Annotated in this window: 22 protein-coding genes; 16 read left to right on the top strand and 6 right to left on the bottom strand. The window is 43.9% G+C overall.

Features of this window, described 5'->3' with window-relative positions; genetic code table 11:
* The first annotated feature begins 320 nt into the window (after window positions 1–320).
* From FN815_RS12760 to FN815_RS12745, 4 genes are all read left to right on the top strand, one after another.
* Window positions 321–3404, top strand: a complete 3084-nt coding sequence (locus FN815_RS12760) for a DUF748 domain-containing protein (RefSeq protein ID WP_142455033.1) — start codon at window positions 321–323, stop codon at window positions 3402–3404.
* Between the two features lie 226 nt (window positions 3405–3630).
* Window positions 3631–5292 (top strand): hypothetical protein, encoded by a 1662-nt coding sequence (locus tag FN815_RS12755; RefSeq protein ID WP_142455032.1) that lies wholly within the window; start codon window positions 3631–3633, stop codon window positions 5290–5292.
* A gap of 1204 nt (window positions 5293–6496) precedes the next feature.
* A complete protein-coding gene (locus tag FN815_RS12750; RefSeq protein ID WP_142455031.1) occupies window positions 6497–7315 on the top strand; it encodes an inositol monophosphatase family protein in 819 nt (272 codons plus the stop codon).
* 296 nt (window positions 7316–7611) lie between these two features.
* A complete protein-coding gene (locus FN815_RS12745; RefSeq protein ID WP_185957292.1) occupies window positions 7612–7992 on the top strand; it encodes an endonuclease domain-containing protein in 381 nt (126 codons plus the stop codon).
* Between the two features lie 260 nt (window positions 7993–8252).
* On the opposite strand, the gene FN815_RS12740 is transcribed toward FN815_RS12745, so the two are convergent.
* Complete coding sequence (locus FN815_RS12740; protein WP_142455029.1) at window positions 8253–9437, bottom strand: kynureninase/PvdN C-terminal domain-containing protein; 1185 nt, start codon at window positions 9435–9437, stop codon at window positions 8253–8255.
* An 83-nt stretch (window positions 9438–9520) separates the two neighbouring features.
* Window positions 9521–10300, bottom strand: a complete 780-nt coding sequence (locus FN815_RS12735; RefSeq protein WP_142455028.1) for a tryptophan 2,3-dioxygenase — start codon at window positions 10298–10300, stop codon at window positions 9521–9523.
* A gap of 205 nt (window positions 10301–10505) precedes the next feature.
* Between FN815_RS12735 and FN815_RS12730 the strand changes: the two genes are divergently transcribed.
* The 4 genes from FN815_RS12730 (at window position 10506) to FN815_RS12715 (ending at window position 13584) form a co-directional block, all read left to right on the top strand.
* On the top strand, window positions 10506–11348 hold the full coding sequence (locus FN815_RS12730; protein ID WP_185957291.1) for a hypothetical protein: 843 nt from the start codon (window positions 10506–10508) through the stop codon (window positions 11346–11348).
* A 48-nt stretch (window positions 11349–11396) separates the two neighbouring features.
* A complete protein-coding gene (locus FN815_RS12725) occupies window positions 11397–12164 on the top strand; it encodes a TatD family hydrolase (protein ID WP_142455026.1) in 768 nt (255 codons plus the stop codon).
* 127 nt (window positions 12165–12291) lie between these two features.
* Window positions 12292–13002 (top strand): ZIP family metal transporter, encoded by a 711-nt coding sequence (locus FN815_RS12720; protein WP_142455025.1) that lies wholly within the window; start codon window positions 12292–12294, stop codon window positions 13000–13002.
* A gap of 39 nt (window positions 13003–13041) precedes the next feature.
* Window positions 13042–13584, top strand: coding sequence for a thioredoxin family protein (locus FN815_RS12715; RefSeq protein WP_142455024.1), 543 nt, complete (start codon window positions 13042–13044; stop codon window positions 13582–13584).
* Between the two features lie 291 nt (window positions 13585–13875).
* Here FN815_RS12715 and FN815_RS12710 read toward each other — a convergent pair whose 3' ends face one another.
* The 4 genes from FN815_RS12710 to bshB1 all read right to left on the bottom strand — a co-directional run bounded on the left by FN815_RS12710 (window position 13876) and on the right by bshB1 (window position 18378).
* Window positions 13876–15909, bottom strand: a complete 2034-nt coding sequence (locus FN815_RS12710; protein ID WP_142455023.1) for a monovalent cation:proton antiporter family protein — start codon at window positions 15907–15909, stop codon at window positions 13876–13878.
* A 117-nt stretch (window positions 15910–16026) separates the two neighbouring features.
* Window positions 16027–16827 (bottom strand): MBL fold metallo-hydrolase, encoded by an 801-nt coding sequence (locus tag FN815_RS12705; RefSeq protein WP_142455022.1) that lies wholly within the window; start codon window positions 16825–16827, stop codon window positions 16027–16029.
* Between the two features lie 102 nt (window positions 16828–16929).
* The gene (locus FN815_RS12700; RefSeq protein WP_142455021.1) at window positions 16930–17523 is read right to left on the bottom strand and encodes a Crp/Fnr family transcriptional regulator; all 594 of its coding nucleotides are present in this window, start codon (window positions 17521–17523) and stop codon (window positions 16930–16932) included.
* A 111-nt stretch (window positions 17524–17634) separates the two neighbouring features.
* Window positions 17635–18378 carry a bacillithiol biosynthesis deacetylase BshB1 gene (gene bshB1, locus FN815_RS12695; protein ID WP_142455020.1) on the bottom strand — a complete coding sequence of 248 codons (744 nt, stop codon included), beginning with the start codon at window positions 18376–18378 and terminating at the stop codon, window positions 17635–17637.
* 231 nt (window positions 18379–18609) lie between these two features.
* Between bshB1 and FN815_RS12690 the strand changes: the two genes are divergently transcribed.
* From FN815_RS12690 to FN815_RS12655, 8 genes are all read left to right on the top strand, one after another.
* On the top strand, window positions 18610–19839 hold the full coding sequence (locus FN815_RS12690) for an ABC transporter permease (protein WP_142455019.1): 1230 nt from the start codon (window positions 18610–18612) through the stop codon (window positions 19837–19839).
* A gap of 6 nt (window positions 19840–19845) precedes the next feature.
* Window positions 19846–21069 (top strand): ABC transporter permease, encoded by a 1224-nt coding sequence (locus FN815_RS12685; protein ID WP_142455018.1) that lies wholly within the window; start codon window positions 19846–19848, stop codon window positions 21067–21069.
* 125 nt (window positions 21070–21194) lie between these two features.
* Window positions 21195–21407: a hypothetical protein gene (locus FN815_RS12680; protein WP_142455017.1), complete on the top strand. Its 213-nt coding sequence runs from the start codon at window positions 21195–21197 to the stop codon at window positions 21405–21407.
* An 8-nt stretch (window positions 21408–21415) separates the two neighbouring features.
* Window positions 21416–21856: a phage holin family protein gene (locus FN815_RS12675; protein WP_142455016.1), complete on the top strand. Its 441-nt coding sequence runs from the start codon at window positions 21416–21418 to the stop codon at window positions 21854–21856.
* Window positions 21849–22226 (top strand): hypothetical protein, encoded by a 378-nt coding sequence (locus FN815_RS12670; protein ID WP_142455015.1) that lies wholly within the window; start codon window positions 21849–21851, stop codon window positions 22224–22226. The genes FN815_RS12675 and FN815_RS12670 overlap by 8 nt, the downstream gene beginning before the upstream one ends.
* A gap of 126 nt (window positions 22227–22352) precedes the next feature.
* Entirely contained in the window at window positions 22353–23741 is a 1389-nt protein-coding gene (locus FN815_RS12665; RefSeq protein ID WP_142455014.1) for a TolC family protein, read from the top strand.
* Window positions 23742–23778: 37 nt separating this feature from the next.
* Window positions 23779–25170 (top strand): efflux RND transporter periplasmic adaptor subunit, encoded by a 1392-nt coding sequence (locus FN815_RS12660; protein ID WP_142455013.1) that lies wholly within the window; start codon window positions 23779–23781, stop codon window positions 25168–25170.
* Window positions 25171–25181: 11 nt separating this feature from the next.
* Complete coding sequence (locus FN815_RS12655; RefSeq protein WP_142455012.1) at window positions 25182–25910, top strand: ABC transporter ATP-binding protein; 729 nt, start codon at window positions 25182–25184, stop codon at window positions 25908–25910.
* The last annotated feature ends 138 nt before the right edge of the window (window positions 25911–26048 follow it).

Raw genomic sequence — 26048 nt, 5'->3', positions numbered from 1 at the left:
GCACTATTCACCCACCCCTTAATCCCCGCCCGAGCGGGGAAACTCCATGGCGTGATTAAAGTTTGAAATAAAGAATGTGCCAGGTGAATTAATTAAATCAAAAGCTTTAAAGGAATGAACATATTTCCTCTCTTGGAGAGATAGGTGCCCGCTCATGCTCATTACATGATTTTTGTCAAATAAAATAAAATCCGGGAACCTCATCCGCTTTAAATCATAAACATAGTATATTCGATAAGGCTTTGGAATAGATGGGGAAAGAGGGATAAACGATACCATCTCAAAAGCTGTTTTAGAAGTCAATTAAACCTATTGATATCATGAAACTTATTGGAAAAATTTTAGCAGGTTTTTTAATTGTGCTGATTCTGATCGGCGCTGGGTTACGCATCTATTTTAATGATGAACGGCTTCGGGAAATGGTAGTACCCATGATTAATGAAAGTGTGGGTACCGAAGTAGAAGTGGGTAATATGTCATTGAGTATTTTCACCACTTTTCCGGATGCGGGCATTAGCATGAGCAATTTTGTACTTCCAGATCCTGACGGTGAGGAAGTGGCCGTGTTGGATGAGTTGCTGGTTTCTATTGAAATTATTCCGTTGCTGAGTGACGAGATTGTACTCTCGGAACTGACTCTGAATTCACCAAGAATCAATTATGTGGTGCATGAAGACAGTACCACCAATATTGACTTTCTGCTGAGTGAGCCCGCAGAGGAAACAACATCTGAAGGAAGCTTATCGCTGAGTATCCCAGAGCTGACTGTTAACAACGGTCAGCTGCGATATGCCGATGAAACCTCAGCCATGCTGGTTACCGCAGAAGGACTTAACGCCACACTTGGTCTGCGATATGCGGAATTGATTGAGACGGATTTGGAGTCCGAGGTTGGGAATCTCACCGTAAACATGCAGGGCGAAAACTATCTCAGCAATATGCAGCTGAGTTTTAATCAGCAGTCGGTTCTGGATTTGGAGAATGAACTGCTGAGTATCGAAGAGGGTCAGCTCGATATACGAGGACTGGCACTAAATCTCTCCGGAAAAATCAGTAATTGGAGCAGTGAGGCTCTTCAAACCGATCTTAGTATTTCTAGTTCTTCGGATGATTTTGGGGCACTGTTGGGACTGGTTCCTCCCGAATATGAAGAATACATTGCAGGGCTGGAAACCCGTGGAGCATTGGCCCTGGAGGGTACCATTTCAGGAGCATTTTCTGAAGAACAGATTCCGGATTTCAATTTTGACATTTCTGTAGAGGATGGCTACCTGAAAAACAATGATTTGCCAGAAGCGATTCAAGATATTCAGTTTTCTTTCACGGCAAACAATCAGCAGATTTCCATCCATAATTTTAATGCGGTGGCAGCAACCAATGAAGTTTCTATTACGGGCGTGATCAATAATCCCATGGAAGAAAACCCCGGTTATGATTTGGAAATTATGGGTAATGCGGATTTATCCACGGTTAAGCAATTTTATCCCATCCAGGATTTTGATATAGAGGATTTAGCAGGACAATTAACTATTGATGTCTCGGCTAATGGTTTTGTACAGTCTCCGGAGCAATCATCGCTGGACGGACAGGTGAGCCTCAGCAATGGACGATTAAAATATGCCGGGGTTGCACGTCCGATTGAAGACATTTCAGCAGAGATACAAGCTACCCAGCAGCAAATCCGTATCCAAAACGCGGGATTATCAGCCGCTGGAAATACCGTGACAGTAGCCGGTGTAATTTCCAATCCTTTAGATGAAAACAGCCGGAGTATAGATGTGTCAGCTGACATAGCTGCAGACTTAGGAACCATCAAAGAGTTTTACCCAATTGATGAGGATACACTGAGCCTAAGGGGAAATCTGAATTCCGAAATCGTACTGCGTGGAAAATTGGACACTCTTGATATACAGCAGTTACTGCAAAACAGTACGGTAAGCCTGAAAAATGGATATGTGGCCCATCAATCGGTAGGGGAACCGCTCAGGGATATCACGTTTGAAGGGACCATAAATGGACGTCAATTGCAAATTCAAAACGCCTCTTTCAAAACAGGTCAAAATAGTTTGGCACTGGATGGCAGCATTAGCGAGTACCTTTCGGATGACCCCGTGTTTGACCTGAATATTAAGGGTGAGGCCTTTTTAGAGGATGTAGGTAAGTACTATTCTTTGGAGCCGTACATCAGTGAATTAGAAGGGAAGACCAACCTGAATCTGTCAGCAAAGGGACCGGCTGGAAATCCCCAGAACATTGATTTAAACGGCCGACTTACCGTAGAGAACGTTATGGCCCGGGGCGACTCTCTGCCGTTGCCGGTAAGTGATTTATCCGGACAGTTGACGGTTTCTCCAAGAGCGGTGCAACTTCCTGATTTTTACATGAAATTGGGAGCGTCAGATATTCAAATCTCAGGGTCTTTGCTCAATTATCTGGCCATGATGAGTGAATCTGCTTCCAGAAATTTACCCTACGTAAAAGGCGACTATAAAAGTGAGTTGTTGAACCTGGACGAAATGATTGACTGGGACGAAGAAACCGATCCGGATGCACCCGTGCCCATTGAACTTCCAGAAATGAATGGAGCGGTTACTGCTGAAATAGGAACAATGAGAATTTTGGGAATAAATATCACTGAGGTCTCCGGAGAAGGGACGTTATCTCCTGAAGAAGTTACATTAAAGAACGCAAATTTAAGCATGTTTGGGGGAACGGCTTCCGGCAACATGGTATGGAAAGTGCCCGAACCCACAGCTACCAACATCGATTTTTCAGGATCGCTTGACAGCCTGGAAGCCTCGGCTTTTTTCAGGGAAACCAGTTTTCTGGGAGAAGACAGCAACATCCATGAATATGTTGAGGGCGCATTTAGTGCAGATATCAAATACAATTCAGATTTGGCAGCTTCGCTTTCGCCAAAAATGGAAACGGCGGTATCGGAAGGTTCTTTTGGGATGTCCAAAGCCCGCTTAAATGGTCATCCGGTCCAGGTAAAAGTAGCCGAAGTGTTAAAAATACAGGAATTGAGAAATGTAGCCCTGGATGAATGGACAGCAACTTACTCCATAGCAGATGGTGTGTTGATGTTTGATGATTTCAATTTGACCAGTGGAAATATTGGAGTGGAGTTAGAGGGAACTCAGCATCTGATTAATGATGAGATCAATTTTAAAGCGACTATTTCTTTACCTGAACGGTTCAAGAAGGGTATTGCTTCGGTGATTTCACAACGGGCAGCCGATGCCCTGCAGCGTGAGGATGGCACCCTTGGCGTGCCCTTATCCATTACCGGAACCTCCCAAAATCCGCAGGTTCGTCCCGATATGGAACTGATTCAACAGATCATCAAAGATTCTTTAAAAGATACGGGTAAGGATTTACTTAAAAATTTGTTTGATGGTTGATGGTGGAACTTAGTGCGGGTTCTTAGCCAGCAATCTGCTGGCTAACTTCATATTTGATTAAAATTTCTTTAGGCAAAAGAAAAAACAAGTAAATAATAAACCTATTCTCTAATATCTTCGCCACTTAATCAGGCACAAAAGCCAGGCTAAGTGATAGAACCTGTCTCATTTCTTATCTCAGATGGTGAGAGCTCTCCTTTAATAAACTTGTACAAATATAGACGTAATGAAACAAAAAATGACCTTCAGGCGCATGGCTATGTGCGCTTTACTTGTGGCTATGGTTTCAGCCTGTGACTTTTCCGCTTTATCTGACGCTGCAGATGATTTTGTGGTATTGATTGGCCTGGAGCCTATTAACACCTATGCTACGGTACAAATAACGGATGCAGCCAGCGGTGAACTGGTTGATGCTGATGTGACCGCTTCGTTTACCGGTCAAAATGGCGAAGATGTCATCGATATGTATAGTGATCCTATACAATCACAAAATGTGGAAGAAGGGATTTTGGGGTTTGGGATTAATAATGGGATTACACCCTCCGAAGGGGCTCCGGCTGAGGTGCAAGTATGGTTCCGTGCCAAAGGCTATTTGCCTGCCAGTAAAATGGTTCGCATTACCCAAGAAGGAGACTCTGATTTTGGGGTAAAGCTGACCAAAAAGAATAATGCGCCACAAGGTATTAACAGCACTTCCGCTAAGACCTCTACGGGTTCAGATAATGCCACGATGCAGGAACTGAACATTGAGGCTGCTTCGGATGACCAAGAGTCCTCCACAACCCTTTCCATTCCGGCTGGCCTGGTTTTTAAAGATGCGGATGGAAATGACCTTCAGGGGGAGCTAAATGTGGAAGTAGTGAATTTTGACCCCGGTACTACCGAAAGCCTGTCGGCATTGCCTTACTATCCTGAAGCAGAAAATGCCAATGAAACTTCCCGCGTCTTAGCTATGGCTGTAATGGAGGTTACCGATGCCAGCGGCCGGCAAGCGGCCAGTATAGGCGGAGGGGCCGGAACTTCTTCAAAAGCCCAAAGCGGTGGGGCATATTTTGGAACGTGTACACAAAATAATTCTCCAATTTCTTTTACTCCGCCAGCTTCTATAGCATTCAATGTATTTGCGGGTACTTTTAACCCCAATGAATCCGTGATCTTCACAGTATCAGGTGTAGGTGGTTTAGGGGCTACACTGGCTAAATCTGTCGGGCAAAGCATAGTGGGAGAATGCACCATTAATCCGCAAACCGGTGTGATTTCCGGATACTTTTCAGGAACGGGAAGTATCCTTGGTTTTCACCAAAATGTAACTTCTACCACCACAGCTACCATCAACATAAACAGAAATGGCTGGGCCGGACCGGTGAAAGGGAAAGTGTATAATAACGGGATTCTTAAAGAATTTAACATTGCGGCGGGTAGCAACAGTACCCAGATCAACAGCCTGGCTGCCGAAAGCTTTACGGTAGAAATTACTGAACCGGTATTTGCAAAGATTGAGAATCACAGTTTTGCGAACAACCCGACGGCTGAAATTTTCCTGCTCTCTGCTCCCTCAAATATGGTGGATGAAACCACGATGAATTTTACCCTGGCCTGCCCGGATAACAGCCAAAAAGTGCGCATTACAAATCTGAAAGCATCCCTTAATTATCGAAAGACAGGTGCGAACGGACCATGGCGCACAACATCACCTACATTCATTTTTAGTGAGGAAGAAAAAGCACTTACAGGAGGAAGTTTCCTGGCTTATAATATGGAACCGAACCAGGAATACACTTTCACTACCACCTATGATGGGAAGGCGATAAAAATCCATGAAGTATTTGAAACCAACAAAGTGTATAACTTTGAGATACCAGCCAGCAGCGCGGATATTTGTGATTAACACTAATCTTATACAATTAACTTGAAAAGCATTAAGCCCCGGACATTAAGTTGTTCGGGGCTTTTTTATGATTCACAGATTCGATAATTCATACGCTGATTTCCTGTACTGGATATATCTGAATTGAACGCGGATGACGCTGATTTGGCGGATTATTTTAGATATTATAACGGTGTGATCTCAAGCCTTAATTCTTAACTATTTTAGGCAGGCCCGGAAGATCTATCGATTACTTTCATTGGTCCCATTCCGGGGTTTAAAACCCTGCACATTTAGTGCAGCACTTTAGTATTCGGAAAAAATCTAACGGCTAAGATCATAGGGTCATTCTGAAGCTACCGCTGAAGAACCTTAGCCAAGAAATGATTGCCAACCAACCAGTGGCAATAGCGCATGAGCCACTGGAAATGTAGTTCAGGAAATTGGTTGAAGATGCTCCGCAAAATGCAAGGTCCATCGTCCCGAGTTATTCGGGATGGATGACCGGGATGGTGGGGAGACCGGGACTTTCAGTCCCAACCCAAACCTCTGCGCTTTCAGTGCAGAGTGGTTTAGTTAGAGGTTCTAAAGTAATAGCGTCCTAAACGTCAGAATTATTCACACCTTTTTTTTCATCGCCCCATATCCTGTGTCTCTTTGGAGAGAGCGGTTTTTACGCAGCCCTGTGCTGCGTAAAAACCAGAGAGGGTAGTGGCCAGTGGCTTTTTCGTGTTTTATAGCACGGTCCGAGCCCTTGGCTTCCCTCTCCCTCGCTTCATGAGCAAGCTCATTACGCATACCCTCTCCGAAGAGGGATAGTTTACTGGCCTGTATTCATCTTACTAATCCAGTTAACATATCATGGGGTTGTTTCAGTTTTTATTTTAAAAATCTTTTCTAAGGCAGAATTATTGGTATTATGAAAATTTCTGAAAATACTTTGGACACTATTGGATTTAAAACAGTTGTTATAAAGTTTCCTGTGATGACCTCTTCTTTCTATGTCATCCGCGTTATCTTCCTTAGCATAATCTTTGGCACTAATTTCATCTTACTGTCCAACTAAAGTTAAAGATTGCCTCAATATTGTTCGGTAATAGGTCCTTGTTAAATCTTCAATTTTCCATCTTTCAATCTTCAATTCTCCCTTACTACCAAACCCATTGGAAATGAACTGCAGAGGTAGATATCTTTCAGCAACAAATTTTGAACTAAATACAGACGATTGAACTACACAAGGGAATTAGAAACGGCAAAAGAAGCAGCCCGGGAAGCAGCAACCATCATTCGGGAATACGCCAGCAAAGCTTCCTTCGACATCAAGCTAAAAGGTAAAAATGACCTTGTAACGGATGCGGATGTGTCGGCGGAAAAAAAGATTATTGAAATTATCAAAGGGACTTTTCCAGAGGATGAAATCCTCGCCGAGGAATCCCAAAAGAAAATAGCATTGCCGGAAGGCCGTGTCTGGATTATTGATCCCATTGATGGCACTACTAACTTCGCCCATAACTTTCCTTTTTATTGTGTTTCCATTGCACTTTGGGATGAGCAGGAAGCTAAGGTTGCCCTGGTGCTGGAAGTGGCTCATGACGAGTGGTTTACGGCTGTAAAAGGAGAGGGCGCATGGCTGAACGGCGAATCAATTTCCATCTCCCCAACTAACGACCCTGCTGCTTCATTGATTGGGACCGGTTTCCCGTATTCCAACCTGAACCTGGTGGATAACTACCTGAAGCTTTTCCGCCGGATGATGGAAAAGACACACGGGGTACGTCGTCCGGGAACGGCTGCATGGGATTTATGTAACGTGGCTTGCGGCCGTTTTGAAGGTTTCTACGAGTACGGATTGAGCCCTTGGGATGTAGCTGCCGGAACGCTCATTATCCAGGAAGCCGGTGGAGTTGTAACTGATTGGAAGGGTGGCAATGATTGGCTGTTTGGTCAGCGGATTATAGCCGGAAATGAATCTCTTGTATCGTTTCTGAAGAAAGAAATACAGGAGTGCTTTGAGGAAGACGAGCTTGTGGGTTCTTTTGAGTGATTGGGGTGTTAAGTGTCTGGTTCTAATTCTTAAGTCGCCATCGCACATCCCCCTGCAAAATCAGCGAGCTGATTTTCCGGTCCCTCTTCGATGAGGGAATTTTTCTTTGGTACACTCCAATTTTATTTTGGCATCGGATTTAAAAGAAAATGTAAGTTATCACTCTTGAGCCATGCACTACCTGTAATGTACTATTCAATAATTCTCCCTTTGAAGGGAGACTGAATGAAAGCCCTGGCTTTCATTCAGAGGGATGTGCGATACTGGAAACAATTCGATCTTTAGAATAGGCCATTATGCCAAACAAAATTCTTCCATATAACCGAAAGCTAAAGAAGCTAGCCCGGGAGTTACGGAAGAACAGCACCCTCAGTGAAGTATTACTTTGGGATCAGATCAAAGGAAAAGCCCTTGGAGTAGAGTTTCATCGGCAGGTTCCTGTTTTGGATTATATCGTCGATTTTTATTGCCATGAATTGATGATGGCCATTGAGATTGACGGTGTAACTCACGATAACCCAGAGAAGTTTAAAGATGATCAGGCACGCCAAGAAAGAATTGAAGCTTTAGGAGTTATTTTTGCACGGGTTGATGATATAGACGTCAAAAGAAATATGCATGATGTGCTGACGTATCTTGAAGATTTTGTGAGACGTTTGGAGGAAGGGAAGTCCTAAGTCGTCATCGCACATCCCCCTGCAAAATCAGCAGGCTGATTTTCCGGTCCCTCTTCGAAGAGGGAATTCTTTTTGTTGAGTTCAGATGTATATTTTAGCATCTGAATTAACAGAAAATGTAAGTTTGCACACTTGAGTCTTGAACGATCTTTACTGTACTATTCAATAATTCTCCCTTTGAAGGGAGACTGGATGAAAGCCCTGGCTTTCATCCAGAGGGATGTGCAATGGTGGAAGCAAAGTACCCAATTGCCAAGGCGTTAAATCTCCCTAACCACCTTCTCCAGCTTATCCATCGCATGTTCAATTTGTGTCGTGATGATATAGGGAGCGGGACCAAAGCGCAAAATTTCACCTCGTGCATCGGTATAAACACCGTTATCCATAAGCTTGGCACGGATGTCTCGGGCTTTTGGAGAAGTCAGTGAAAGAAATCCACCGTTTTGCTCCAGCGGTTCTTCATGGGTCAGCCGAATCACTGACTGATCAAATTTTTTGGATAAAAATCGTTCCCGCAATAAGCCAACCTGTGCTTTGTACTGTTTTCTTAAAACTTGGGGAGTGAGTCCTTCTTCTCGGAAAAACTCAACTACTTTGGCGGCACGAAACTGAGAGGAGGGATCATAGGTGCCACTTGCAAAGCGCTGGTTTCCATCATCATATTCTACCGGGCCACCGGTTCGGGGCTTATCCAAAGAGTTAAAGGCGGCAAACCAGCCGGTGATGGCAGGGCGGTAATTGCAGTTTTTGGGAAATCGCAAAAAGCAGTTGGCTTCCCCCCATTGCAGGTATTTGTAGCCGCCAATCAGGATGAAGCAATCTTCCAGTCCGGCCTCACGGATGGAAAGAGGGACCACATTGGTGCCATGATAATCGTCAATCATAACCGGAATTCCTTTATCCCGGGCTGCTGCTGCAATTTCGGTAAGATGTGTATTGATGAAACTGCTTTGAAAATAAACCCGGGACAGCATCACGGCTGAAGTGCGTTCATCCATCTCATCGATGATGCGCTCGCCAAAACTTTCATCGGGATGAACCGGAACTTCTGCCATCTCAAGGCCTTCCTCTTCCATTCGCTTAAGCTGGCGGAAGAGTGAATGAAACTCACCGTCGGTGGTTACAATTTTGGGCTTGTTCTTCAGATCCAGGCTGCTCATCCAGCTTACAAAAAGCACATGGGTACTTTCTTCGCGGCAGTACAGTCCATCAGGGTCATCATAGAAATCACGTAAGTAATTGCGCAGAATTTCCGTCTTTTCGAAAGAAGCCTCCCATTTGTTATCCACATCACGGGCGCAAACGTCAAAATATTCCAGCTGCCCTTCCCGGGCCACATCCGGCCAGGCCTGGTGAGAGTGACCGGTGAAAAGCAGCCGGTTGGCTACATCAAAGTGAGAGTAGTGAGGTGCCAGTTTATTGGCTAAAGCATCAATTTCATTCATATAATAAGAGTTAGAATCGCAAGGGGCGTGGGATGTTTTATTTCTTCGCGAACTTTGCGTCCTCTGCGGTTTAATAATATTGGTTAAAATTTAGAGCGAATGGCCCACAAGTCAGGAAATATGGGATGGTTAAGTGTCTTTCGCAGATATTTGGCCCCATCCGAGCCGCCGGTTCCCTTTTTGGTACCAATGGTACGTTCCACCATTTTTACGTGACGGTATCTCCATTCCTGCAAACCTTCATCGTAATCCACAAACAACTCCGCGATCAATGCCGCTTCTGGGTCTTCGTTCATAGCTTTCACCAGTTCTTGCTGAATTTTTTCAGAGGGATTATGCACCAAGCCTTTTTCGTTTTCTCGCTGCGGATGAACCTCAAATCCACGTGTTCGCAGGTACGCACAAAAACTCTCCCATAGGGTAGATTCGTTCATTCTTTTTTCCAGTATCTCCAGATGCTCAGGTTGATCTTTATGAGCTTCCTTCATCAATGGAAAGCGAAGGCCGCATACAATTTCCATCTCTCTAAACTGCAGGGATTGAAACCCGCTGGATTGCCCCAGAAACTTACGAAAGCTATTGAATTCCAACGGTGTCATGGTTTCAAGAATATCAATCTGGGCTACCATGGTTTTTAGGATGGTAAGTACCCGGCGCATGGTTTTCAGGGATGACCATGTGTTCCCATCTTCTAACTCCTTGCGAAGCTTTCCAAACTCATGCAGGATTTGCTTGAACCAAAGTTCATACGTTTGATGAATGATGATGAACAAGGTTTCATCATGTTCGGGCGGATCCGACTTCAACTGCTGCAATTCCAGCAATTCATCAATTTTCAGGTAGTTGGTGTAGGTCAGGCTCATAAATTCCGGATTTTTATTGGTCGGATGATAGGAAGATCTGTACCGTTTTGCCAAAGCGTATATCAAGCTTTAATAAGGAAAAAGGTAATTCGCCTGCGATACGTGCAGTCATCATTTTGGATAAACTTCAACTAAATGAAATAATTAGGTGGAAGCGGTACCAAAAAGGCTTCATTAGTTGTAAAAAATTATGTACTATTGCGGTATGAATATGTTGGTAGCAGACAGCGGAGCATCTAAAACCGATTGGGTTTTACTTCATGACGGAGACAAGCAGTTCATCCAGACGGAAGGACTGAATCCCCATATCGTATCGCCCTCGCAATTTTTGAATACGCTCTCCAAAGAACTTAAGCCCAACCTAATGGGCAAATCCATAAGCCGTATACAATTTTACGGTTCCGGATGCGGTTCACCCCAGAAAAAAGAAAATGTACGCAGTTTCCTGAGAGAGGTCTTTCCAGGGGTAAAAGTAGATGTTAAAACGGACCTGGACGGGGCCGGGCTCGCTTTGTTTAGCAAGCGGCAGGGCATCGTATGTATTTTGGGAACAGGTTCCAGTGCCGGTTTTTTTAAAGAAAATGCCATCGACCGGCAGATGCCCTCGCTGGGTTATCCACTAGGGGATGAAGGCAGTGGTAGTTACATTGGTAAAGAAATTTTAGTGGCTTACCTCGAGGGGCGTCTTCACAAAGACCTACGCGTTTATCTTGAAGAACAGCTGAAGATGGACTTGGATGAGATTTTTGCCCAGGTACAAACGCCTGAAATGGCAAAGCTTTTTGTGTCCCGTTTATGCAAACTTATGAGCAAGAAATCCTATCATCCTGAAATGCAGAATATCCTTGATCATGGCTTTTGCGATTTCCTGAACAAAGTAAAAGAGCATTTCCCGGAAGAATCAGCAGCACATCAACTGGGCTTTGTAGGCAGTATTGCTTCAGTCTACGAAGCCGAATTACGCGCATGTGCCAAGCAAATGGGGCTTGAAATCAGTTCCGTGATTCGCACACCTATTGAGCATATCGCTTTTCACTTCTCGCGCTAAGCTTTTGTATTTTTGGGATGATATCATCTCAATCTAAAATACACTGCTTTGATAGATACCCATTCCCACATTTATTTATCCAAATTTGATGAAGACCGCGACGAAGTAAACGCCCGGGCCGTTGAAGCCGGCGTGAAGGCGATTATGATGCCCGCCATTGATTTCGATTCTATTTCCCAAATGGAAAAGCTGAGCCATCCGGAGCTTCAATTCTACAAAATGGCTGGCATTCATCCCTGTGATGTGCCCGAAGTACTACCAGAAGAGTTAGAACAAAAGCTGCTTGATTTTTGTGGGCAGGATGATTTTTACGGGGTGGGAGAGACCGGCCTCGATTATTACTGGAGTACGGAACGGGTGGAGCAGCAAAAGCAGAGTTTCCGGCTGCATTGCGAGGTGGCCAAAGAGGTGCAGAAACCAGTTATTATTCACAATCGTGAAAGTACGGAGGATGTACTGGATATTGTAGAAGAAGAACAGGACGGGAGCCTGAAAGGAATTTGGCACTGCTTTAACGGCAGTGTAGACGAAGGTAAGCGAGCTATAGACCTGGGACTGTATCTGGGAATTGGCGGAGTCGCTACCTTCAAAAATGCCGGTGTGGATAAGACCGTTGCACAGTTACCGCTGGATAAAATGATGCTGGAAACGGATGCTCCCTATCTTTCACCCACTCCCAAACGAGGCAAAAGGAACGAACCAGCGTTCATGAAATTCACCGCTCAGAAATTGGCTGAATTGTTTGATCTAAGCCTGGAAGAAATTGACCAGCGTACTACTAAGATCGCAAGCCAATTGTTTGGCCTGGAACTGTGATCGCTGCGATTTTGTGTTACGTTTAAATTGGAATGTATTCTATTGAGTTTAATCAACATAATCCTGTCGATGAATCAAGTTCCTAATGATAATCGTTTCAAAACCTTCTAAACTAAAAACTGATTAAATGAGTCAAATTATTTCCATTTTGCTGTTTTCCTGGCTGGCAGGCCTGACGGCTTTCATTGGCGGGCTAATTGCTCGCTATGAGCAAACCGTAGAGTCAAGACATAAAGATGAATGGATTCACGGGGTAATGGCTTTCGGTGGCGGCATTTTAGTTGCGGCCGTTGCTTTTTCCTTGGCCCCCGAGGGCATTAAAACGCTGTCGACGACTGCGTTGGGCATTACCTTTCTGGCCGGTGGAGTGATATTCAGTGCAGTAGATGCTTATCTGAGCAATAAAGGAGGAAATAAAGCGCAGTTTATGGCCATGCTGATGGACTTCATTCCTGAGGCCCTGGCCTTGGGCGCTTTGTTTGCAACCAATGAAAATGCAGCTATTCTGCTGGCTTTATTTATCGCAGCACAGAACCTGCCAGAGGGATTTAATTCATTTCGGGAAATTTTGTCTGATCAGATAGAACCCAAGACCATCCTCTCACTATTGTTTGGTATAAGTTTGTTAGGTCCGGTTGCGGCTACCATTGGCTTTTACTTTTTGCAAGATCAGCATGTACTAACCGCTTCTATTATGAGTTTTGCCGCCGGAGGAATCCTCTACCTCGTTTTTAAAGATATAGCACCTAAAGCAACTATGCAGCGGCACTGGGCGCCTTCATTGGGTGCGGTATTGGGTTTTTTATTGGGGATGATCGGGCAACAAATGCTTGGGTAAGTACAAACAATCAACAAAACGAAATTAACCGGAGTAAATTTGTTCGATACAAACAATCTTATCATCAACCTGAATAAACTGGAAGTTTGGATTCAATCTGCTTCCGGGAAATATCATCTCTATCCAATTAGGTTTTTGGGATATTTAGTCCTGTTTTTGGTATTGATGATAAGCAACAGCATCGCCATGATTCGATGGCCTTTTGCAGCTCTTAAACGAGCACTTTTTGATGGAAAGGAAGAGGAAGCCGAAGAATCCTTTGCAAAAAATATGATTCATGAAGTGGATGAGATACAACTGGAACAATTACTGCGGAGTAGGGAACGGGTTTTGATAGACTTTTGGGCCGAATGGTGCGGTCCATGTATCATGATGAATGAACCACTAAAGCAATTGGCCGCTTCCGGAGAGGTGGATTGCCTGATTGTAAAAGTTGATACGGTAAGACATCCTGAGATTGCCAAAAAATTTCAGGTTAAAGGCTTGCCCAATTTGATTCTTGTTGAAAACCGGAAAGAAGTAAAGAGAAATGCCGGGGCATTATCAAAAGGAGAATTGAGAGAGTTTATAGGTTCCAGCTAAATTAGACATTTGTACTTTCAGTGAAGCATACTAGTGCTGTGTCAACGCTCAAATATTGTGTAAATCCATGAAAGTGGAATGGCAATATGCAGGGGTGAATTCTTGCCCAATTTTCTGGATGTTCCTTCATGACAAAAAGCCATCCGGGCGAAAATTTTCGACATCTAATTCTTATTGCTTCTATATATCAAACGTTCCTATGGAACGAGAGTATGATCCATAGGATCATTTGGTAGGTGGCTCAGGACAAGTCATGCTTTCAGTGCATAACGGTTTGTTCAAAAGGATTTTTTAAGATTCTTTCAATTCATCAGGCATGGTAGGTTCCCGGAAAATCTCTGCGGCTTCCGCGAAGCGTTCGGCAAGGCCAACCATCACCAATCGATCGCCGGGCTTGAGTGTAAATTCCCCAGCGGGATTCCCAATATTCTTATTGCCTCGATTAACGGTAAGCACTGTAATCTCGTATTTGTTTCGTAGCATCAGTTCGGCCAGTGATTTATCTGCGGCCAGCGATCCTTCGCGAACAACTACAGCACGGGTATGCAAGCCTTCTTCATCCAATCCACGCAATACCATTAGGTGGGCCTCCCGAATACTGCCTCGCATGATCTGGTAGTCTTCTTTGCGAAGTTCACGGATATGCTGCTCAATTTCCTCCTCAGGAATACGATAAGCACGCAGTACGTTTGAGAACAGGCGAACGGTTGTTTCCATCTCTGCAGGAACTACGTTGTGAGCACCGGCTTTTTTAAGCACTTCAGCCTCGGAGAGATATCTGGTTCGGGCAATGACCTCGATGGTAGGGTTGAGGTAGTTGGCCAGTTTAATAATACGCGGCGTTACCCTTGGGTCGTTAATGACTACCACACAGAGTTTAGCTTTCACAATTTTGGCGTGCTCTAAAATGGGAGCCCTGGAAGCATCTCCATACACCGCATTAATGCCGTTGGCCCGCATCTCATTTACAGATTTAGGATTCATCTCAATCACAATAAATGGAATCCCGGTGTCCTTAAAGACTTTGGCGAGATTGCGTCCGGCCGGTCCGTAGCCAACTAATATCACATGGTCTTCGAGATCCGGGGAAGGAGATTGATCTTCGGGTTCGCGTCTGCTTTTCCCAATTTTACCCAAAGGAGTTTTGCCTAATAAATCGCCTATTTGCGGGGCAACTTTTAAAAAGAGTGGGGTAAGCAGCATCAGTAAAACAGATACGGCGATGAATGTTTGGGAGCCTAATTCTCCAAAGCCGCCCGGGGTAAGGCCGGCGGTACGTCCTGCCCGCTCCAGAACAAAAGAGAATTCCCCGATTTGAGCGAGCACCAATCCCGCTGCGGCTGCTACCCGGACGGGGTATCCCAGTACAAGCAAACTGATAGAACTGATAACAAACTTGAGTAACAAAACTCCAACGGCAATGCCCAATAACAAGAAAGGGTGATCAATCACATATTGAAGATCCAGCAACATACCTACGGAAACGAAGAATACCGCATTGAAAATAGTTTTGAGAGGCAGGATCTCACTGAGGGCATGATCGCTGTAGTGGCTTTCACTTACTACCAAACCGGCCAGGAAAGCTCCGAGAGCCAAACTAACATCAGCCAGGTTAGTGAGGGCCGCGGTTCCAAAACAGATGGCCATAACGGTTAACAGGAAAAGTTCTTGCCGCCGGGTTTGGGCTACTTTTTCCAAGATCCATGGGACAATCTTCCGTGCGGCAAAAACAACAAGTGCAATCAGGGCAATGGCCTTCCCTAAAACGATAAATACATCAGTGATCGATTCGCTTTCTCCGGAAAGGATGGGCACCAGCAGTACCATAGCAATGATGGCCAGATCCTGGAAAATGAGCACCGCCAGAGAAAGCCTGCCTTTTGGGGTATCCGTTTTGCCTTGTTCACTCAGTAGTCCCAATACGATGGCTGTAGAACTCAAGGCCACCAGGCAGCCTGTATACACGGCTACTTTCCAATCCACCTGAAATAAAGCCAGCACACCAACTACGGCTGCTACAGAAAGGGTTACTTGTAAACCTCCCCCAATCAGGATTGCATTTCGTATGCGGGCCAGTTTCTCGAGGCTGAATTCAATACCAATAGTAAATAGCAAAAGGATAATGCCGATTTCGGCTAAAGTGTCTACCAGGGCTTGGTCTTGTACCAAACCAAGTGCATTGGGTCCGATAATCACCCCAGCCAGTAAAAAACCGGCAATAGGTACCAGTTTGATTTTATAGCATATGTAAGCGATGAGCACGCTTACCAAAAAGAGCGCAACGATCTCGTTCAAAAAGGGAAGACTTACCGCGAATACAGACAAAGTGAATCAGGATTTTGGAAGTTGAATAATAAAGAAGTTCAAATATATACAATACTAACAGGCCTTAGAAGAAATCCATTTTAAGATATCATTACAATAAAAACTACAGGTTTTTACTTAGGCAAGCGTTTTGTGGCCATTTAGTTTACTCTTAAAAAGCATGTTTTCTCCGTCTTCAGGAATCAGGACTTTGTTCTCCAATTCGGCTTGATCAAATAAATCCCGCAATCCTGCCCGGGTAGCAGGGCAATGGTTTATAGCTTCCAGATGATTAATGATAACTTTTCCCGGGGCGTGATCTGTAAAATTAAGCAGGTCATTTTCATTCATGATCAGATGTTTGAACAGATCGAAGCGAGCGAGTCCTCCGGGCACTACACATACAGCGGGTTTATATTTGCTGAGTACATAATTTACAGGCCGCGTATAAATAGTATCGGAGGTAAGATATACAGAAGGTGCATGCCGAAATTGTATATAAAAGCCCATCACGTTGCCCAGTAGCTTGGCTACCATCCCATATCCGTGGCGAGCGGGTATGCCCTCAATAGTGCCTTTGGCAAAGTCACTTTTCTTCCAATATTTAACCGGTTGTTTAATCCTCAAACCGCGCTTCTTAAAAGTTTCTACATCCTTGTAGCTACACCACACGGGGATATCGTGTTCTTTCAGAAAGGCTTCTCCAGCATTATCTAAGTGGTCGGGATGGTTGTGAGTGATAACACAATGCGTGATATCTTTCAGGGTTTCATCGGCATTATTGGGTAAGGGAACCGTGGGATTTTTGTGGGCTTTGTAGCGGATAAAAGCAAAAGGGGGCATGGAGGCTTGATCTCCCAGCATGGGATCAACCAGTATTTTCTGATCGTTTACTTCCAGGACAATGGTCGCATTTCTAAGCTGATGTATTTTAAGCATAGTTCGTTATTTGTTAGATAATGCGCCAAGGTAATGCGGACCCTCTCTCTTTTACATTGATTTGAATCAAGAAGGGTATTCACTGGAATCTGCATCCATAAGTCAGCCAGTTATCGGGGTGGAAGACAAACGCCCCCGAATTCGACTGAGAGTCTCAGGGGTAATATTCAGATAGGAAGCTATCTGATACTGCGGAATAGATTGCAGCCAATCTGCTTTGTTATCCAAAATGTATTGATATTGTTCTTCCGGGCTTTTGGTACGTCTGTTAAATTCTTGTTCCTGTTGATGTTTTAAGAGTTTTCTGAATGTTTCATCAATCAGCGATTTACCACATTGATGTTGCTCAAGTAAGCCATTGAAGGTTGACTTGTGCATCACCAAAATTTCCGCCTCACTTAATGTTTGCTGATATTTCTTGGTTTTTTGTTGGTTGGTGAACGCCAGCAAATCTGTTATAAACTGTGGCTTCGTATAAAAATTGATATTCACTTCTTTTTCGGCCGTGGCATAGAATTCACGGACTGTTCCTTTGCTTAGAAACCGAAGCTCCGACTCATTATCACCTGCTTCCAGTAATAAAGTGTTCTTTGGTACTGAAATGAGCTGAAACTTCCGGGATACCTCCTGGAAATCATGATTCAGGGAAGAAAACTTCTGTTGCAGGAAAAGGGCAACGGTTTCGTACATATTCATAAAGCAATATTATCGGAAGAATTCAGAAAAACTTTAGGCATCCTTTTTAAAGACAGTATCGGTAAGGTGAGGAGAATCTATACAGGTATTGGTTAAAAGGCCGGAAATACATTAACGCTTAGGTTCACTCTCAAAAAATACATTCATGCTTTGCAAAGGAGCCGGTTTGAGGTAGTATTGAAAGGGTTCGCCAAACTCAAAGCCGGCCAGATGCCCATAGAGTCGGGCACGTGCTTCCATCTGCTTGAAGTAATTTTGTGATGAGATATAGGTTTCGGGCTCATCGCCTAAGTCAGAAACATTGAACTGGGTGTCATAAGCCAGCATAGCTTTTTGCTTGGTGTTCCAATGTTTAGATATATCAAATACAAAGTCCGGTTCAAAAGGACGGTCCTGCATGTAATGTAAGATGTGGGCTGGTCGCCAGGGTTCTTGAGGATTTCCGGAAGTATCGAAAGTCTCGATTTTCTTCAACCCGCTGTAAAAAAGAGCGTCAATAGCCAAGGCGGTTCCTTTGCCATGATCTGGATGACGATCAAAAGGAGCCCCCACCAGGCAAATATGGGGACGGGTAAGACGCACTTGTTCAATAATTTTTAATTGGTTCTCCCGTGTATTTGGAATAAGTGAATCGCCAAGATCCAGATTCTCACGGTAAGAAATATTTAAGATATCAGAAGCGGTTTCCACTTCTTTGGCACGTGTCTTTTCTGTGCCCCGGGTGCCCATCTCACCTTTTGTTAAGTCTACGATCCCCACTTTTTTGCCCTGAGAGGTCAAAGTTGCAATGGTACCCCCGCTGCCTAATTCGGCGTCATCAGGATGAGAAGCAAATACAAGTACGTCTAATTTCATGGTGTTATTTTTTTGATTTAAAGTAGTAAATAATCGCTGTATCTATAAAAGGCAACTTGTAAGATTGTATTTATAGATTACTACAAAGTTTTTTACAGCAACTAAACTGAAAATTATAGTAGCACTTACTATCTTGGCACAAGAAAGAGTTGTCAGGGAAAATGCTTTTTTATTTTGAAACGAAAGTGATTTTCTTTCGTAAGCTACCCATCCGTTTAATCAACCAAATTCATGAGAATACTAAATAGTTTTACAGAGGGGTTTAAAATTGCTTTTGGGGCACTCCGAACCAATAAGATCCGATCTACCCTCACCGCACTTTGTATCATAATCGGAATAACCATGGTAACCATTGTGGATGCCGTTACAACCGGTATGGATGTTACGTTTGAGAAAAGCATGGCTATGATGGGGCAGAATGTAGTATATGTAGAAAAATGGCCATGGGGTATGGGTGGTGAGTATAAGTGGTGGGAATACCGTAACCGCCGTGAAATGAAAATGGAATACGTGGACCGGATACGTGACTACAGCGAATTAGCTGAGCATGTGGCCGCTTCTGCCAGCAGGTACACCAACATTCGTTACCAGGAAAAAACGGCAGAAAATGTCGGACTCAACGGGGCTACATCAAATTACCTTGAGCTACAGGGTTTGGATATTGCCGAGGGACGAATGTTTGTGCAGGAAGAGGTCCGTTCGGGATCGAAAGTTGCGGTTATTGGCCATTCATTGATGGAAGCTTTGTTTGAATTTGAAAACCCTCTCGGCAAGCAAATAAGAGTTGGAGGGCAACGGTTTACGGTAGTAGGTGTTCTGGAAAAACAAGGTAAGTTTTTAGGTTTGGAAGATACCGACAACCGCATCATCATACCCATTTCAGCTTATGAACATATTTATGGCTTAAGGAGTGGGATTCAGATTGGAGTGCAGTTTCCTGATGAACAAACCCTGAGGGAAGGGGAATATGAGCTGGAGGGCATTATGCGAAGGATCAGGCAGGTTGAGGCAACCGAAGACAACGACTTTGCCCTCAATAAGCCGGAAGCATTCAAAGAACAGTTGGAGGGGATGAAGGCGGGCATTTATGCCGTTGGCTTTATCTTAAGCGGACTTTCCCTGTTGATAGGGGGGATCGGTGTGATGAACATTATGTTTGTATCCGTTCGGGAGCGGACCAAAGAAATTGGTATTCGGAAAGCGGTGGGGGCAAAAGCATGGGAAATTCTTACCCAGTTTTTGTTAGAGGCCATTGCGATTTGCCTTTTAGGGGGAATAATTGGCGTAGCCCTTGCAGGTATTATCACCGTTTTAATTAACGAGGTCTTTGTTGCCGTTATGAATGTAGGAGTCGTATTTCTTGGATTTAGTATCTGTACGATCGTAGGGGTGATTTTTGGATTTATCCCTGCTTACCGGGCCGCCAAGTCTGATCCCATTGAATCACTAAGATTTGAATAAGCCATTATGCATATAGCAGAAACTACAAAACAAGCATACGACGCCCTGAAAGCCAATAAGCTTCGTTCATTTTTGACATTATTGGCTTTGGTGATTGGCGTTTTCTCGGTGATTGTTTCTACCACGGCCGTAGCAGTACTCGATAATTATTTCAAGAATACCATGAGTATCATGGGGACAGACGTTATCAATGTTTCCAAAACCCCGGCGGTGCAGATGGGCGGTTTGAGTGACGAGATCAGAAACAGGAAAGACATTGACTTTGTAACGGCAGAGCAGCTGGAAGACCGGATGCAAATCGGACAATCTATGAGCCCTGACGAGACTTTCGGAGTGTCAGAGATTTCCCATAATGAAGAGGAAACCGAACCCAATGTACGGGTGGTGGGTAGTAATGAGAACTACCTGCTAAATAATTCCTACGATCTGGAAGACGGGCGCAATTTTACTCCGGATGATGTTCAATATGCACGCAACGTGGTGATTATTGGGAAAGATGTGCAGGATGTGTTATTCAAAAATGAATACCCGGTGGGTAAGGAAATTCGCTTTGATGGCAAGCCTTACCGTGTAGTGGGAATTTTAGAAGCAAAAGGACAAATTTTTGGTCAGTCCTTTGACAATTTTGTGTTAATTCCCTACACCACAGCTTTAAATGCCTACGGAGGAAACCGAAACATAAGTATACAAGTGAGGGCCCCCGCCATTACTTTCATCGATAAAACCATTGATGAATTGACCGGAATTTTGCGGGTAATCCGAAAAGTACAACCCGGGGAAGACAACAATTTTGAGATATCTACCAATGACTCCCTGGCCGGAACTTTTGACTCCTTCACTGGCGCTCTCTACATGGGAGGCTTTGCCATTGGTCTTATCACTTTGTTAGGTGCCGGGATTGGCGTAATGAATATTATGCTGGTATCGGTCTCGGAACGGACCCGTGAGATTGGTATTCGAAAAGCCGTTGGAGCTACCAGTAAAGCCATTGTAAGCCAGTTTTTGATGGAAACCATTTTTATCTGCCAGATTGGTGGAGTTATTGGGATGATACTGGGTGTAGGGGTAGGCAACTTGATGGCCGTCTGGATTGAGACGGAGCCGGTTGTTCCGTTATGGTCAGTGGCCGGTGGTTTTTTTGGAATGCTTATTGTTGGGTTGATATTTGGAGTGTATCCCGCTTATAAAGCATCCAGGCTGGACCCTATAGAAAGTTTGCGCTACGAATAACATTTTGTGATGGAATGATTTATGCATCTCTTTCAATTTGTTATATTGAATTGCTTTCAACAATTAAATAAAAGCTATGAAAGAGAGTGCAATTATCTCAACATAGCTAAATAATCAAGGGCATCATGAACGAAGAAATCATACAAAACCTGAACGAACGATTGGACCGGGCCATAGATAAAGGCCGCGAGATTATTACCGAAGAAGAGATGGAGAAGCGCCTCAATGAAATGAAAGATCAGACGGAAGACACCATTCGCAGGTATCCCATAGCTTCTGTAGCCGTAGGACTTGCTGTTGGTTTTATAGCAGCCAAAATATTTACTTCAGACCACTGAAAGTAATTATGGATGATTTTGGAAGGCGGATAAAAAATGTAACGCGGGAATTTAAAGAATATATCGAGACCCGCATTGAGCTTACTATGCTCGATTTTGGGGATAAAGCCACGCGTGTGATAGGGAAGTCTATACAGCAGCTGGCCGGCTACCTGATATTGGGCATTGGAATTGTTTTTGGCATGACGGCTTTGGCGATATATCTGGGAGAAGTGTTAGAAGAACGCTGGGCCGGATACCTTATAGTATCAACTCCATTTTTATTACTGGGCCTCTATCTGATTTTTGGGAAGCCTAAATCAATTATGAATCGCATACAGGAACAAATTTTAGCTGAAATGTTGGACTCCAAGGAAGAAGAAAAGGACACCGACATTATGCAAGAACCGGCTACCAAATCTCTTCCTGTTCATAAGAATATCAATAAAGAATCTGAAGACCATGGCTGAAGCAAAACTTTCAAAATTAGAGAAAAGAAAAAAAGAACTTGAAGACGAACTTACCCGATTGCAAGAGGGGATCGACGATTCAATTGATGATGTGAAAGAAGGGGTATCTTCCAGTCTTGATCCAAAAAATATTATTCGTAAGTATCCACTTCCGGTAGTAGGGGCATCTATTATTGCAGGTTTTTTGTTGGGGTCCAAAAGAAAAGGGGGCTATTCATCATCAAACACTACAGCCTATCGGGGAGAAAGTTCTGATTCGGCATTATCCAAAGAAATAAAACGCATTCTTACTCGGAAAGGGTTGAGTATGTTAATGGATTTTCTGGATGATAAAATCCATGAGCTGAAGCAAAGAGAACGCCCCGAGTAGGCTAAAGTTTACAACAATTTAGTGTTATCCTGTAAAAGGATATAAAAGCCAAAAATAGTAGAAATTAATTGTAACTATTTTTGGCTCACTTCGTGTACCAACCCGACTAATCAAAATAATTTCATTATGAAAAGAATACTTTCATCTACCTTTTTTGTACTCGCATCACTGCTGTTAATTCAGCCTTCCGCTACTGCACAGGATGTACGTACCATCACTCTCCAGGAAGCAATAGATATAGCGCTTGAAAATAATTACCAGCTAAAACAGGCAAAGAATAACCTGGATTTAGCCAACGCCGATATCAAAAGTGAATATGCAGATTTCTTGCCATCAGTTTCTGGAAGTTTTGGTGGTTCTCGTACTTCCGGACAACAGTTTGTAGAGGATTTGGTAAGTTTTGTGGACGTTACCTCAAAAGGAATGAGTGGAAGAGTTGGTGCGCAGCTTACCATCTTTGATGGATTTAATAACATAAATAGTTTGCGCCAGAGCCAGCAAGCTAAATTATCTTATGAGGAGCAAGTTCAAAGAGCGAGAGAAGAAGTAATTTTTAATACTGCTTCCAGGTATTTGCAAGTACTTTTGGATATAGAGTTGTTAGAAATTGCCAAACAAAACTTGGAAAACTCAACAAAACAACTTGAACAAGTTCAGGCACAAGTGGAAGTTGGTTCCCGGCCTACGGTTGATCTTTACAACCAAGAGGCCCAGGTGGCAAATGATGAACTAAGTGTAACCCAACAAGAAAATAGCTTAAAGTTCAGCAAGTTGGTGCTTATTAGACAGCTTCAGATTGATCCCTTAGGGGAATACGAGTTTGAGACTCCTGCTGTGGAATCACAGGTTCAAAAGAGTATTAATGCAACTTATAACATTAACGAGCTCATAGATCAGGCTTTATTAAATCGCTCTGATTTAAAGAGTGAGATCGCTAATATTAAAAGCCTGCAGTACCAGCTTAAGATCGCACAAGGGAGTTTGTATCCTACCATTTCAGCAAGTGCTGATATTTCTTCCCGTTATAGTGATCAGTATGCCATTAGAAACGAAAATGATGAATTTGTAGAGGTTGATTTTAGTGATCAGTTTTTTGATCAGCAAGTAAACCGTTCGATTGGTTTTTCAATAAACGTACCAATTTTCCAGAATTGGAATCGTATGAACAGCATTCAGTCTGCAAAAATACAGTTAAAAAATGCTGAGCTGAGTTACGACAATTCCAAGCTGCAGGTTATTCAGGAAGTGGCGCAGGCCTACAACGATTACACTTCATACGTTAAACAATTGGATGCAGCCGAGAAATCACTCCGCGCCAGCGAGAAAGCATTTGAAACCCAGCAGGAACGCTACAATGTAGGTTCCAGCACGCTTATCGAGCTGAGTGATGCACAAGCCAGTTATGTGACGGCGCAATCGGATTATACCCAGGCAATCTTCAATCTCATTTTTCAGGAAAAACTGCTGGATTACTACCTGGGTAAACTCAACGGGGAAACAGTTTCTTTTAATTAGGGCATTTTATTCACTAAAAGGATAGGGAACAAAAAACATGGCAACCAAGAAAAAATCATCCACCAAACGACTGCTGATCTGGATTGGCGGTTTTCTGGGCTTCATCATCATTGCAGGTTTGGTACTGCGTTTTACCGGGGTAATTGGTAATGCCGATTCGGGCGTACAGGTAGAAACTGCCACGGCAAAACTTAAAACCATCACACAACTGGTATCTGCTTCCGGGAAGGTACAGCCAGAAGTAGAAGTGATTATTCGTCCCGATGTTTCGGGAGAGATCATCGAACTGGCTGTGGATGAGGGTGACTTTGTCCGCCGTGGCGACTTGTTGGTTCGTATCAAACCCGATATTTACCAAGCCAATATTGACAATTTGAATGCGGCTTTGTTAACTCAAAAAGCCCGTTTGGAGCAAACCCGTGCCGCTTTAATCAGAGCTGAAGCAGCTTATCAGCGGGATCAGGAACTGTATAATAAGGACGTAATTTCTGAGATGGACTACATTCAATCCAAATCGGAATATGAGTCAGAAAAAGCCAGCCTGAATGCGGCAGAGTACCAGGTCCAAAGTGCCGAAGCTCAATTAAGACAAGCTAAAGAAGAACTGGAGCAAACGGTTATTCGTGCGCCACAAGATGGTACCATTACCGGTCTTGCTGTTGAAGAAGGTGAACGTGTTTTGGGTAATGCCCAGATGGCCGGTACCGACATGATGCGCGTCTCGCTGCTTGACCAGATGGAAGTTTTGGTAGAAGTAAATGAAAACGATATTGTAAACGTAGATTTTGCCGATACCGCCCGCATCGAAGTAGATGCCTACCCTGACCGGCAGTTTAATGGGGTAGTAACGGAGATAGCCAATTCTGCTTTGATAACGGGAAGTGGAACTAACGAACAGGTAACGAATTATGAAGTAAAGGTTCGTATTGCCACACCACATAATATTGATAATACCTCAGAAAAATTGGTAAGAACAGAAGCCGGAGAAGATCCGGACGAATCTTTTATTCCAAACTTCAGACCGGGAATGTCTGCCACCGTAGATATTGAGACCCAGACGGCTGTGAATGTGGTATCAGTTCCCATTCAGTCGGTTACCGTACGAGATTTTGCTAATAATAAGAACTCAAGTGATACCACCAGTCAAAATTCCCAGGAAGCTGAGGCAACCTTAGCCAGCGATCAGGAAGAAGGGCTGATGATAGAACGAGAGGATATGCGAAAAGTGGTTTTTGTAGTTGAAGACGGCAAAGCCATCAGAAAAGAAGTAAAAACCGGTATCAGTGACAATACCCATACCCAAATATTATCGGGTGTGGAAGCCGGACAAGAAATTGTAACCGGAAGTTACCGTGTATTGTCAACCGTGCTGGAAGATGGTGACCAGGTTACGGTGAATAACAACCCAGCAGCCTCAAACAACAACTAAGTAGCAGAGCGATGAGTACTAAAAAAGCAGTTATCCAGATTACAGACCTTACAAAAGTGTATCAAATGGGGCAGACCGAAGTGCATGCCCTGGCCGGGGTCAGCTTCGACGTGAAAGAAAATGAATATATCGCCATCATGGGGCCTTCCGGCTCTGGAAAATCTACGCTAATGAATATGATTGGATGCCTGGATACGCCTTCCACTGGCGACTATTTTCTAAACGGAAATAACGTAAGCCATATGGATGATGCGGAACTGGCCGAAGTACGAAACCGCGAAATTGGTTTTGTATTTCAGACCTTTAATTTGCTGCCACGTACCTCATGTTTGGCAAATGCCGAGCTTCCGCTGATCTATTCGGGGATGAAATCATCCGAACGAAAAGAACGGGCCCGCGAAGTATTGACCCGTGTTGGATTGGGTGACCGTGTGGATCACAAACCAAATGAACTTTCAGGTGGACAGCGCCAGCGTGTGGCTATTGCCCGTGCCTTGGTGAACCATCCATCCATTATTCTTGCCGATGAGCCTACCGGTAACCTGGATACCAAAACCGGGGAAGAAATTATGATGTTGTTTGAAGAACTCTACCGGCAGGGAAATACCATTATTGTGGTGACGCACGAACAGGAAATTGCCGATCACGCCCGGCGCATTGTTCGCCTGCGTGATGGTTTGATTGAATCGGATCTTCCTGTAGAAAATCCTGTACTGGCCGGGGAAGAAGTGGTTGTTTAATTTTCTATTTCATATCTCTAAAACAAAAAGCCCCGATTTTGAAAAACGGGGCTTTTTTATTGGTCCCAGCCCCGGGTTAAAAACCCTGCACTTTTAGTGCAGCACTTTAGTATTCCTAAAAAATCTAATGGCTAAGAT

The sequence above is a fragment of the Gracilimonas mengyeensis genome, assembly GCF_900182705.1.
GTDB lineage: Bacteria > Bacteroidota > Rhodothermia > Balneolales > Balneolaceae > Gracilimonas > Gracilimonas mengyeensis.
The sequence above is the reverse complement of the archived record's forward strand: the minus strand, read 5'-3'. Positions and strand labels throughout refer to the sequence as shown.